The organism is Polaromonas sp. AET17H-212, from assembly GCF_002379085.1.
In the GTDB taxonomy this organism is placed as follows: Bacteria; Pseudomonadota; Gammaproteobacteria; order Burkholderiales; family Burkholderiaceae_C; genus Polaromonas.
The window spans coordinates 171,550-183,107 of the sequence record NZ_NBZW01000003.1 but is presented as its reverse complement, the minus strand read 5'-3'; the positions used below and the strand labels follow the sequence as shown (position 1 = coordinate 183,107).

The following is an 11,558-nucleotide window of genomic DNA, read 5'->3' as shown; positions in this document are numbered from 1 at the left end:
GGCATTGTGTGGACAGCCTACCTCAAACCAGACATTGCTCCAGGCCCTGGAGAAAAATATCTTTCGGCAGATCGATGCCGATGAACACCATCTTGCTGACCTTTGTTTCGTCCGCCGCCCAGGCCGGCCCCAAGTCGCTGCCCATCAACTGGTGCACGCCCTGGAAAATCACCTTGCGCTCGGTCCCCTGCATGTTCAGCACACCCTTGTAGCGCAACATGCGCGGGCCGTAGATGTTGACGACGGCACCGAGGAAGTCCTCGAGTTTCGCCGGATCAAAAGCGCGCTCCGAACGGAACACGAAACTCTTGACGTCGTCATCGTGGTGGTGGTGATGGCCGTGTTTGTCATCCTGCGCGTGGGACGGGTGATCGCAATGCTCGCCGTGCGCGTGCTCATGGCCGGCATGGTCGTGCTCGTCGGCCTTGAGGAAGTCCGGATCGATGTCGAGCTTGGCATTGAGGTTGAAGCCGCGCAGGTCAAACACGTCGGCAATGGCCACCTCGCCGAAATGCACGGCTTTTTGCGGCGCGCGCGGGTTCATGTGTTTGAGGCGATGCATCAGCGCCTGGACTTCATCCTCGGCCACCAGATCGGCCTTGCTGATGAAGATCTGGTCGGCAAACCCGACCTGGCGGCGCGCCTCCTGGCGGTCGTTGAGCTGGGTGGGCGCATGTTTGGCATCGACCAGCGTCAGGATGGAGTCGAGCAGGTACTGTTCGGCGATTTCCTCGTCCATGAAAAAGGTCTGCGCCACCGGGCCGGGATCGGCCAGCCCGGTGGTCTCGATCACCACGCGCTCGAAGTCCAGCAGGCCCTTGCGCTTCTTGGCGGCCAGCAGCTGCAGGGTCTCGCGCAGGTCCTCGCGGATCGAGCAGCAGATGCAGCCGTTGTTCATCTGGATGATGTTTTCCTGGGTGTCGTTGACCAGGATCTCGTTGTCGATGTTTTCCTCGCCGAACTCGTTCTCGATCACAGCGATTTTCTGGCCGTGGGCTTCGGTCAGGATGCGCTTGAGCAGTGTGGTTTTGCCGGCGCCGAGGAAGCCGGTCAGGATGGTCACGGGAATCAAACTCATGGTGTCTGCCTAAAAAATACAGGAAAAACAGGAGAAAAGCGGGAACGGTGGACCCGTGGAGGTGAGGAGTTTAGTCGTCAACGCAAGGCCCTGAGGCGCACATTGGCTCCGCACGGAGCCCGTCGGATCACTTTACAGGCCCTGTCAAGCGTTCCAGCGTCGGTGATCCTTTTTTGCTACTTTATTGATAGCTATCTATGCCCATCCAGCGGGGGGGGGGGAAGAGCCATTTTTTATTGAAGACTCTTATTTTTTGAGCAGCACCAGGCCCTTGAGGTACTCGCCCTCGGGGAAACTGACGGTCATCGGGTGGTCGGGCGCACCGCCCAGGCGTTCGGTGATGAAGGCATCGACCCCGGCATCGGTGCCGGCGGACGCCACGATCTTGTGGAACAGGTCGGCGCTGATGCCGCCCGAGCAGGAATATGTGAACAGCACGCCGCCGGGCGCCAGGATGGACAGCGCAATGCGGTTGATGTCCTTGTAGGCGCGCGCCGCACGTTCGGCATGGGCCACGGTGGGCGCAAACTTGGGCGGGTCCAGCACGATGGCATCAAAGGTTTTCCCCTCCTTGTGGAACTGCCGCATTGAGGCATTGACATCGGCGTCCAGCATGGTGGTGCGGCCGGCGTCAAAGCCGTTGAGCGCCACATTGGCCGCGGCTTTTTCAATCGCCGGACCGGACGAGTCGATCGACGTGACATGCGCCGCGCCGCCGGCCAGCGCCGCCACCGTGAAGCCCCCGGTGTAGCAGTAACAGTTGAGCACGTTCTGGAACTGCAGGCGGCGCGCATGCTCGGCGAACTTGCGGCGGCTGTCGCGCTGGTCCAGGTAAAAGCCGGTCTTGTGGCCGGTGGCGATGTCCAGGCCCAGTTGCCAGCCGTGTTCGGTGATGACGAGGTCGGTGGCGCCACTTCCGGCCAGCCAGCCGGTCGCCTCCGGCAGACCTTCGAGCGAACGCACGCTGGCATCCGAGCGCTCGTACAGCCGCGTGAGCCCGGTCTCGGCCAACAGGGCGTCGACGATCACGCTTTTCCAGCGCTCGACGCCGCAGCTGGAAAACTGTGCCACCAGCGTGTCGGCATAGCGGTCAACCACCAGGCCGGGCAAGCCGTCGGACTCGCCATGCACCAGGCGCATCCCGTCACTTTGTATGTCAAAACGGCTTCTGGCCCTTATGGCCCTTGCGATACGCGCTACAAAAAACGAAGCATCGATACGCTCGGCCTCGACAAAACTCCAGACCCGGGCGCGAATTTTCGAACTCGGGCTGAAGGCCGCCCAGCCAAGAAACTGCCCGTCGTGCCCCTCGACCCGCACCGTTTCACCGGCATCCGCCCCGCCACGGGCAATCGCACCGTCAAACACCCAGGGATGGCGCCGCAGCAGCGAACGTTCCTTGCCTTCTCTCAACCGTATTGATTTCATGTGTCTATTGTCGCGGTTGACCCTACCGCCTTGAAAAGTTCCGGGAACCATGATGTACTTGCGGACTTGCAACATTTTGTTACGCCATCAGATGCCTTGCTTGAGCGACACAGTCAACATCGATAGTTTCAACAAGCAAATTCGCGCTTTCAGGCACGCATTGGCCGCCGCCGCGTGGTGCTTGCTGGCCTCGGGACTCGGGCTTGCAAGCGCGGCCGCCATGGCCCGCACGGTCTTGGACCTTTCAACGCCAGCGCTCCCTGTCGGGCTGATGGACTGGGGCGACTACCGGATAGAAACCGGCGCGCCAGTCTCGCCCGCCGGCATCGCTGCCAGCGGGTCGGGCTGGCAGCCCACCCATCCGGAGGCGATCTACCCACTGATCACGGGGCAAGCGCTATGGATACGCTTCACCCTGCCACCAGCGCCGGATGCCGAACGCTGGTACCTGGAGATTCCTTATTCATCGGTCGACCGGGTGTCGCTGTTTACCCTGGACAGTGCTGGCCAGTGGAATGAACAGAGCGCCGGAGATACGATCGCCGTGAATGCCTGGCCGGTTCCGCACCGCCATCCGCTGCTGCCCATGGCCGTGTCTGCGGAAGAACCCAGGCAATATCTTGTGCGCATCGAAAATGCACACAGCTTCGGCGCCCCGCTGCGCTTTATCAGCGAAAGCTACCTGAGCCGCACCGAGCAGCGCACTTCGCTGATTCTGGGGATCTACTTCGGGTTAGCGGGCCTGGCCGTGATGCTGGCGGCCCTCAGCGCCGCGTCGCTGCGCGATGCAGCCTATGGGCTATACGCCGTGAGCGTTGCACTGATGGCGCTGACACAGGCGGCCATCACCGGAATCGCGGGTCTGCACCTCTGGCCGCAATGGCCCGCCTGGAACGACCTGTCCTCGCTGGTATTGCCGGTGCTGGCGGTCGCCTCGCTGCTCTGGTTTTCTTCTGCCGTGGTTTCCATGCCAGCGCGGTCGCGCGCGCTACACCGCCTCCTGACGGGCATGGGCGGCGTGGGCATCGTCATCAGCGCAGGCATCGTCATGGTGGAGCCTTCCAGCCGCTTTCAGCTCATGGTGCCATACATCGTCGTCTCGATGTTCATCGTCATTGCCGCGCTGCTATGGGCAGGGCGCCATGGCGATCGCTACGGTGGCTGGCTGCTGGCAGGAAGCCTGCCGCTGATCGCGGCCTCGGTCTTTCCCCTGGCCCGCCTCGGCGGCCTGATTCCCGTCAGCTTTCTCACGATGTATGGCATGCAGATCGGCATGGCGATCGAATTGCCGATTGTCATGGTCGTGCTGATGCTGCGCAGCCAGCACCGGCGCGAAAACATGCGTCGTATCCAGGGGCTGGACCGGGTGGATCCGTCGACGGGCCTGATCAACGAGCAGGTGTTCATCGAACGCATGACACGCATGATTGCGCGTTCAGGGCGGCTCAGACACCAGGGCGCCGTGCTGCTGATCGACTTGGTCAACAGCGAGCAGATCCAGCGCGACTTCGGACGCCGTGCCGCCGAGGAACTGCCGCTGCGCGTGGCCGAGCGGCTGCTGTCGACCGCCCGCGAAATCGACAGCGCCGCACGCCTGTCCGAGCAGCGTTTTGGCATGCTGGTGGAGGGCCCGTTTTCCGCGGAAGAAGCCGCCACGCTGGGGCCACGCATCGTGGCACGTTGCCTGATGCGCTACAAGGGCCTGCCGGAGGACTGCGTGGCCCAGATTCGCGTGGCTTATGCGCTGGTGCCGCGCCAGGGGCCGACCGCCGAGATCGTGCTGGGCCGCCTGGCCCAGCGGCTGACCGGCATCCCGGCCGAAACCAAGCGCGCCGTGTTCATGCTGCCTGACTACAAGTAAAGCCCCCGAAATAGAGCCCCCACGTTCGCTCACTGCGTGTAGCTCTCTGCCCCCCGAGGGGGCGCTGCGCCTGCGGACTGGCAAAGCCAGATCCGCGGCCCCTGCTTGACGAAAGGCCTCTCGCCCGCGAAGGTCAGGGCTTGGTCTTGCCAGCCATTTTGAGGCCCGCCACCGTCGCACGCGGATGTGCGGCGTCGTAAACCTTGGCCAGGTGCTGGAAATCGAGCCGCGTGTAGACCTGCGTGGTGGTGATGTTGGCGTGGCCCAGCAGCTCCTGCACCGCCCGCAGGTCGCCGCTGGACTGCAGCACATGGCTGGCAAACGAATGCCGCAGCATGTGCGGATGCACCGGTGTGGCCAGGCCGGCCTGCAGCGAACGCTGCTTGAGCCGCACCCGGATGTGTTGCGGCGTCAGACGGGTGCCGCGCTGGTTGATGAACAGCGCCGCGTCCTCTTTGGCCCAGGCGCTGCGCAGCGCCAGCCAGTCCTGCAGCGCCTCCAGGGCCTTGCTGCCGACCGGCACGCTGCGCCGCTTGGACCCCTTGCCGAGCACATGCGCCTCGGCGGCCTGAATGTCCAACCAGCCGCGCGCCTGGCTGCTGGCCACCGTGTCCAGCCCGGTCAGCTCGCCGATACGCAGGCCGCAGCCGTACAGCAGTTCGGTGATGCAGCGGTCCCGGGCCTGCAGGGCCGCGTCGCCGGCCGTGCCGTCGCTGCGCCAGGCGGCCAGCTGCACCGCCTCATCGACACTCAGCGCCTTGGGCAGCGGTTTGGCGGCCTTGGGCGCGCGCAGGTCCTGCACCGGGTTGCTGCTGACCAGGCCTTCGCGGCCCAGCCAGGTGTAAAAGCCGCGCCAGCCCGACAGGATGAGCGCGATGCCGCGCCCGCTGCGGCCAGCGCCGTGCATCTGCGCGACCCAGCGTCGCATGTGAATGTTTTGCACCGCCGTCAGCGCCACACCGGCGCTGCGGCAGTTGGCCTGCAGCTTGATCAGGTCCAGCGCGTACAGCTCGACGGTGCGCTGGGCCAGCCGCTTTTCAACCCGCACATGTTCGAGGTAGCGCTCGACCAGCGGGTCCGCGTCAGGCGCCGCCAGCACCGCTGTGCCGTCGCTGCCTGCGGGTTGCCCGTGCGCGGCCATGGTTCAGCGCAGGGTCAGGCTTCGGAGGCTGCCGGCCGCAGGCGCGACAGCGCCGCGCCGGCCAGCTCGCCGATGCGCTCGAGGAAATCCGTGCCCATGCCGCTGCTGAAACGCTCGGGATCGGGCGAGGCCAGCACCAGCATGCCGAAGGCCTGCGGCGACTTGCCCGGGCGTAGCGGAATCAGCGCGACCGACAGGGCCTGGGCCGGATCAGGCAGCCAGCCGACGGCCTCGAAACCTGAATTGACGCCGCAGTAGGGTGTGGTCAGCGAGGATGCAAAGGTCTGCGTGTCTTCGCTGACACCGGTCGAGAAATCTTCCATGGAAAAAATGCCATTGACGTGCCAGACCTTGATGGCCGCCTGCGGCACCAGAAACTGCGTCTGGATCTCGCGCACGATGGTGTCGGGCAGGTCGCGGGCATGGGCGGTCAGCAGCAGGTTCAGCGTGCACTGCTGCAGCTTGTCGGCAATGCCGACGTTTTCCTGGCCGTGGCGGATCATGTCGACCACCCGGGACTCCAGCACCTTGATCTTGTCGCGCAACATGCCGGCCTGCCGCTCCTGCAGGCTCACCGCCCGGCTGCCGTGGCCGCTGGACAGCTGCACGGTGGCCAGCAGCTCGGCATGGCGCTCGAAAAAGTCGGGCGTGTTGGCCAGGAAGTTGGCAATGTCGTCTTCGGTGATCGGGTTCTGGATGGAGTGTTCGCTTGGGTTCATGTGCTTGTGGCTTCCGTCAATCAGTGGGGGTCAGTCTACAGGTGGTCGGGAACGTCGATAGTGGCTTCAAACACCGTGGTCGCCGGCCCGGTCATCAGCACCGGCGCCGGGCTGGCATCCAGCCCGCCCTGCCACTCGATGGTCAGGGTGCCGCCGTGGGTCAGCACGTCCACGCGCGCATCCAGCAGGCCCAAGCGTATGCCAGCGACCACCGCCGCGCAAGCCCCGCTGCCACAGGCCAGGGTTTCGCCGGCACCACGCTCATACACACGCAGGGCGATCCGGCTGCGCGAGATGACCTGCATGAAGCCGGCATTGACGCGGCGCGGGAAACGCACATGGTTCTCGATCAGCGGGCCCGTCTGCGCTACCTCCGCAGTCTCCACATCGTCCACCAGCTGCACCGCATGCGGGTTGCCCATGGACAGAACCGCTACAAAAACAGGAGCTGTCTGCGACCGCCCCTCAAGGGCCAGCGGCCATGTTTGCCATGAATGCACGGTTTGCGGCGTCAAGCCGCTGGCATCGAAGGGCACACGCGCCAGGTCGAAGATGGGTGCGCCCATGTCCACCGTGACGCGGCCGTCCGGCTGCATGCGCGGCTCGATGACGCCGGCCAGGGTCCGGACCCTGACCACGTCCTTGTCCGTCAGGCCCTGCTCGCGCACAAAACGCAAAAAGCAGCGTGCGCCGTTGCCGCACTGCTCGACCTCGCCGCCATCGGCGTTGTGGATCACGTATTCAAAATCAACACCTTCGCCGGTCGCGGGCCGCACCGACAGGATCTGGTCGGCGCCCACGCCGAAGTGGCGGTCCGCCAGAAAGCGGTACTGGCCCGGCGTCAGGTTCAGGCGCTCACGCGTCTCGTCAAGCATGACAAAATCGTTGCCCGCACCCTGCATCTTGGTAAATCGGATTAGCATCCGGGCATTATCCGCTGAGGCTGCGCCGCCCTCCTCCCCACTTGCACTACTTCAGGAAACACAACCCATGCGCATTCCCGACTGGACGCCCGCCCTCAAACCCCAACCCCAGGACCTCGTCGATGCCGTCCTGAAACGCCGCGGCGGCACCCTGATCAACCTCGACAAGGCCCTGCTCTGGAGCGAGCCGCTGGCACGCGGCTGGAACGTCTACCTCGGCGCGGTGCGCACCGGCCTGCCGACCAGCCGCAAGCTGCGCGAGCTGGGCATCTGCACGGTCGCGCTGCTGACCGGCGCCGCCTATGAATACAAACACCATGCACCGGACTTCCTGGCCGCCGGCGGCAGCCAGGCCGAACTCGATGCGCTCAATGCCTTGGTGAAAGCCGATGCACGCGCCTCGGCAGCGCACCCGGCGCTGGGCGCGGTCGAGCAGCTGGTGATTCGTTACGCCGCGCAGATGACGCTGGACGTGAAAGTCAGCGACGACGTGTTCGAGGCACTGCGCAAACATTTCGACACCACTGAACTGGTTGAACTGACCAGCGCGATCGCGACCTACAACATGGTGGCGCGTTTTCTCGTGGCGCTGGGCGTGTCGCCGGAGGTGTAGAGACGAAGAGTCTGGAGACCCGCACTCTCATACCCAATCGCCGTGCTTGGCGGCTGCTTGGCCCCGTCCACCTAGGCTGTGAGCGGTCGCCCCGTCCACAGCCCCCCTGCAACGTATGTGCGCAAAGCCGAGTAGCGTGATGGCCATGATTTTATGTATCGGACACTGAATAGCGTCCATTCACAAGCCGTGCATATTTCCTACTTATGGATACCGGATTCTCGATGAGACTTCTTAAAGAAATAATCTGAGAAATGTCGGAAATGCCGTCAATTTGAAGTTCAAACGCTCCTCCTGAATTTAAAGCGTGCTCTTTTACACCGAAGCAAATTCGGTACTCCTGTTGCCATGAATATTTTTTGTCTTTTCTAAATAGACCAACATGACCAGACCGATTCTCTAAATCTAAGTACTGCACCAACCCGCAGCCTCCTTGGAAGTACGCCCCTCCATAGATAATTTCGTTGGTCGCTATCGCTTTATTGACTCTCTCTGCAAATACAGAAGCATTTCTAATCACAAGCACGTGACTTCCAAATTCTTCAAACCGCGCATCAAAATAGAGCTTTCCGTCTCTTTCGCTGGGCATTCTTCCGGTCTCGTCATCCGCTAACGCTGACATGCAGAAAAGCATAGTGCTTTTGGGGTTAGGAACCTCCAAGGACATGACAGCTGCCGGGCCAGCGTCTAGCGTCTTTTTATCTTCCCCATCTCCAAGCTGAATCAGTATTTTTCCGGTGTATCCGTTTGCCGTACCTGCGTGAAACTTCGCGTACGTTTTTTCCAACGGGTCTTTACGGAGTGCGGTCGGACCGGCCTCTTCTAGCGTGGAGAAGTAGGAAACACTATTCATATAGAGCACCCCCTTTTGCATTCCAAGCAGGCGTTCATATGAAGCAACTTTAAACATGAGCCAAGCCATTTTGTTCGGCACATAGGGCTCGAAGATCGAATATGGATCGCCGTATTGCTGTGTCAAAGTGTCCCTCCTAAAGATCAACTCCGATATGTTCTTCAAAACTGGATGGTGACGCAGCACCGCTCCATCGAAAATCTTTTATTTTGATGAAGTTACGGCTCAATTTTAGTTTGAGCCCCACACTCAATGCGCTTCATTCCGTTCTCTCTCGCAACCTTTTCCCAGGTATCGATCTGCTTCTTGATGAATATACGGGGCGAGCTCAGCGTGCCGTCCAGAACGTGAGTGAGATTGCGGCTACAAGGTAGTCACGCTTTTTTTGGTAGCACTGGGCGTCTCGCCCGAAGAGCAAGCCTAAGAACCCGACGCAAACCGGCAGAGTCAGGGTATTTGGGAGCATGCCTGCACTCTGTACCCATAGAGGGTCACAATGAAAAACATGTCAACACTCTCCCACCTCCCTTTGCCCGCTGACCACCGGCTGGCGTCCGTCCTGCTGGCGCTTGTTGCACTGACGGCTTGCGCCACGGTGCCTGCCACCGCCCCTGTGGCGCCATCACCGGGGATGCGCACTCCGGCGCCAGCCGCCTCCGGCGAACTGGACCAAAACCAGCGCTTTGCCCGCTGGATCGCCGATTTCAGCACCAGCGCACGCGCAGCCGGCATCACCGGGGAGACGCTGCGCCTCGCCTTCGATGGCGTTCGCTTCATTCCGCGCGTGACCGAGCTGGACAGCGCGCAACCCGAGTTCATCCGCGCCGTCTGGGACTACCTTGATAGCGCGGTATCGGCGCAGCGCGTCGTGCGCGGCCAGGACAGGCTGCTGCAATCCCGGCCCGCGATCGATGCCGCCGCCGCGCGCTACGGCGTGCCGGCAGAAATTCTGGTGGCGATCTGGGGCATGGAGAGCAACTACGGCAGCAACACCGGCGACATCCCGACCATCGATGCCCTGGCGACACTCGGTTTCGAAGGTCGGCGCGAGGCCTGGGCGCGCACGCAGTTGCTCGCCGCCCTGAAGATTCTGCAGAACCGGGACATTGAACGCGCGCAGATGCTGGGTTCGTGGGCCGGCGCGATGGGCCAGACGCAGTTCCTGCCAACCAACTTTCTGGCCTATGCGGTCGATGCCGATGGCGACGGCCGGCGCGACATCTGGGGCAGCCTGCCCGACGTGATGGCCTCGACCGCCAACTTCCTGGCCAGCGCCGGCTGGCAGGCCGGCCAGCCTTGGGGGCTGGAGGTGCGCCTGCCGTCGGGATTCGACCTCGCGCTCGCCGATGCCGAGGTGCGGCAGCCCGCCTCGGCCTGGGCGGCCCAAGGGGTGCAGTCCATGGACAGCGCACCGCTGCCCGCTCTGGCCGACAGCGCCCTGCTGCTGCCGGCCGGCGCCCGCGGGCCGGCCTTCCTGGTCGGCCCCAACTTCCGCACCATCCTGCGCTACAACAACTCGACCAGTTATGCGCTCGCCGTCAGCCTGCTGGCGCAGGCCCTGGCCGGCGGCACCGCGGTGCAGGCAGCCTGGCCACGTGATCTACCCCCGCTGTCGCGCAGCCAGTTGCTGGCCCTGCAGACGGCGCTGAACTCACGCGGCTTCGACAGCGGCACGCCCGACGGCACGATGGGGCCGGCCACGCGGCGCGGTCTACGTCTCTACCAGCGCAGCCTGGGCCTGCCGGCGGACGGGTATCCGACTTTGGAGTTGCTGCAGCGCCTGCAGTAGCGCCGCGGTAATTTGGAGTGGCATCTCGTGATGCCATGAAAAAAGGGCCCGCAGGCCCTTTTTTTTATTTGAATCCGGCGTTCAATCCGCCTTGATCCCGTTGTCCTTGACGACCTTGGCCCAGGTGTCGATCTGCTTGTCGATGAAGACACGGGCCGAATCGGAAGAACCGCCAACAATGTCGATGCCCTGGGCGCTGAGTTTTTTGGCGATCTCGGGATTTTTCAGCGCCTTGTTGACTTCCTCGTTCATGCGTTTGAGGACCTCGGGCGGCGTTTTGGCGGGCGCCAGGATGGCCCACCAGGCGGGCGCGTCAAAGCCGGCAAATCCGCTTTCGGCCACCGTCGGCACATTCGGCAGATCGGGCGAGCGTTTGCTGGTCGTCACGGCCAGCGGGCGCAGGCGGCCGCTGTCGATATGCGGCTTGGTCACAAACACCGAGGCGATGGACAGCGGCACATGGCCGGCCACCGCGTCGGTCATCAGCGGACCGCCGCCCTTGTAGGGCACGTGCTGCCAGTCGATGTTGCCGCTTTTGCCCAGCAAGGCCATGGCCAGATGGCCCAGGCTGCCCGAGCCGATGCTGCCGTAGTTCACGTTCTTCTTCGCTTTGGCCGCAGCCACCACATCGGAAAAACTCTTGTACTCGGAGGCCGCAAAGGTCGCCAGCACCATGGGCGAGGTGCCGATCAATGTGACCGGCGCCAGGTCCTTGCGCGTGTCGAACGGCAGGCCGGGAATCAGGCTGGGGTTGACGCCATGGGTGTCGAACACCACCGCAAAGGTGTAGCCGTCGGCCGGCGCCGCAGCGACCGCCGCGGTGCCGATGGAGCCCGAGGCGCCGCCCTTGTTTTCGACAATGATGTTCTGGCTCAGCTGCTGCGACAGCGGCACGGCAAGAATGCGCGCGACCTGGTCGACCGAGCCGCCGGGCGGGAAAACGGCGACAAACTTGATCGGTTGTTTCGCGGGCCAGGCCTGGGCCATGGCACTCAGGCTGGTGGCGCACAGGGCGGCGGCCGTCATGGCCAGGGCGGTTCTGGAAATCCAGTGTTTCATGATTCACATCCAGCAAATAAGGTGGTGGCCAGTATCCCCACGCTGCCGCCAAAACGCCATTGCGGTAAACACGTAGCATGCTATCCATCGCGGC

10 protein-coding genes are annotated in these 11,558 nt (G+C 63.2%); 3 read left to right on the top strand and 7 right to left on the bottom strand.

The features are described 5' to 3' along the window. Positions 1-22: 22 nt before the first annotated feature. Both B7G53_RS04885 and B7G53_RS04880 read right to left on the bottom strand, forming a co-directional pair. A complete protein-coding gene (locus B7G53_RS04885; RefSeq protein ID WP_096664362.1) occupies positions 23-1,078 on the bottom strand; it encodes a CobW family GTP-binding protein in 1,056 nt (351 codons plus the stop codon). A 246-nt stretch (positions 1,079-1,324) separates the two neighbouring features. Next, positions 1,325-2,506 (bottom strand): class I SAM-dependent rRNA methyltransferase, encoded by a 1,182-nt coding sequence (locus B7G53_RS04880; RefSeq protein WP_096664359.1) that lies wholly within the window; start codon positions 2,504-2,506, stop codon positions 1,325-1,327. A 220-nt stretch (positions 2,507-2,726) separates the two neighbouring features. Between B7G53_RS04880 and B7G53_RS04875 the strand changes: the two genes are divergently transcribed. Continuing rightward, positions 2,727-4,367 (top strand): sensor domain-containing diguanylate cyclase, encoded by a 1,641-nt coding sequence (locus B7G53_RS04875; RefSeq protein ID WP_255249911.1) that lies wholly within the window; start codon positions 2,727-2,729, stop codon positions 4,365-4,367. 133 nt (positions 4,368-4,500) lie between these two features. Here the strand turns inward: B7G53_RS04875 and B7G53_RS04870 are convergent, their stop codons facing one another. Genes B7G53_RS04870 through dapF form a run of 3 tightly spaced genes read right to left on the bottom strand, consistent with a single transcriptional unit; the run spans position 4,501 to position 7,150 of the window. Further along, on the bottom strand, positions 4,501-5,508 hold the full coding sequence (locus B7G53_RS04870; RefSeq protein ID WP_096664354.1) for a tyrosine recombinase XerC: 1,008 nt from the start codon (positions 5,506-5,508) through the stop codon (positions 4,501-4,503). Between the two features lie 14 nt (positions 5,509-5,522). After that, positions 5,523-6,227, bottom strand: a complete 705-nt coding sequence (locus tag B7G53_RS04865; protein WP_096664351.1) for a DUF484 family protein — start codon at positions 6,225-6,227, stop codon at positions 5,523-5,525. A 35-nt stretch (positions 6,228-6,262) separates the two neighbouring features. Further along, positions 6,263-7,150, bottom strand: coding sequence for a diaminopimelate epimerase (gene dapF / locus B7G53_RS04860; protein WP_096664348.1), 888 nt, complete (start codon positions 7,148-7,150; stop codon positions 6,263-6,265). A gap of 67 nt (positions 7,151-7,217) precedes the next feature. Here dapF and B7G53_RS04855 point away from each other — a divergent pair, with 67 nt between their 5' ends. Beyond that, positions 7,218-7,763, top strand: coding sequence for a carboxymuconolactone decarboxylase family protein (locus tag B7G53_RS04855; RefSeq protein ID WP_096664345.1), 546 nt, complete (start codon positions 7,218-7,220; stop codon positions 7,761-7,763). Positions 7,764-7,914: 151 nt separating this feature from the next. On the opposite strand, the gene B7G53_RS04850 is transcribed toward B7G53_RS04855, so the two are convergent. After that, entirely contained in the window at positions 7,915-8,742 is an 828-nt protein-coding gene (locus B7G53_RS04850) for a hypothetical protein (protein WP_141396293.1), read from the bottom strand. A 370-nt stretch (positions 8,743-9,112) separates the two neighbouring features. Between B7G53_RS04850 and B7G53_RS04845 the strand changes: the two genes are divergently transcribed. Then, the gene (locus B7G53_RS04845) at positions 9,113-10,405 is read left to right on the top strand and encodes a lytic murein transglycosylase (RefSeq protein WP_441338961.1); all 1,293 of its coding nucleotides are present in this window, start codon (positions 9,113-9,115) and stop codon (positions 10,403-10,405) included. Positions 10,406-10,486: 81 nt separating this feature from the next. On the opposite strand, the gene B7G53_RS04840 is transcribed toward B7G53_RS04845, so the two are convergent. Beyond that, on the bottom strand, positions 10,487-11,464 hold the full coding sequence (locus B7G53_RS04840) for a tripartite tricarboxylate transporter substrate binding protein (RefSeq protein ID WP_096664336.1): 978 nt from the start codon (positions 11,462-11,464) through the stop codon (positions 10,487-10,489). Positions 11,465-11,558 lie beyond the last annotated feature (94 nt).

What these genes read in the sequence shown, in the direction of transcription:
- B7G53_RS04885 (WP_096664362.1), bottom strand. Translation starts at nt 1,078, where the DNA reads ATGAGTTTGATTCCCGTGACCATCCTGACCGGCTTCCTCGGCGCCGGC.
- B7G53_RS04880 (WP_096664359.1), bottom strand. Translation starts at nt 2,506, where the DNA reads ATGAAATCAATACGGTTGAGAGAAGGCAAGGAACGTTCGCTGCTGCGG.
- B7G53_RS04875 (WP_255249911.1), top strand. Translation starts at nt 2,727, where the DNA reads ATGGCCCGCACGGTCTTGGACCTTTCAACGCCAGCGCTCCCTGTCGGG.
- B7G53_RS04870 (WP_096664354.1), bottom strand. Translation starts at nt 5,508, where the DNA reads ATGGCCGCGCACGGGCAACCCGCAGGCAGCGACGGCACAGCGGTGCTG.
- B7G53_RS04865 (WP_096664351.1), bottom strand. Translation starts at nt 6,227, where the DNA reads ATGAACCCAAGCGAACACTCCATCCAGAACCCGATCACCGAAGACGAC.
- dapF (WP_096664348.1), bottom strand. Translation starts at nt 7,150, where the DNA reads ATGCTAATCCGATTTACCAAGATGCAGGGTGCGGGCAACGATTTTGTC.
- B7G53_RS04855 (WP_096664345.1), top strand. Translation starts at nt 7,218, where the DNA reads ATGCGCATTCCCGACTGGACGCCCGCCCTCAAACCCCAACCCCAGGAC.
- B7G53_RS04845 (WP_441338961.1), top strand. Translation starts at nt 9,113, where the DNA reads ATGAAAAACATGTCAACACTCTCCCACCTCCCTTTGCCCGCTGACCAC.
- B7G53_RS04840 (WP_096664336.1), bottom strand. Translation starts at nt 11,464, where the DNA reads ATGAAACACTGGATTTCCAGAACCGCCCTGGCCATGACGGCCGCCGCC.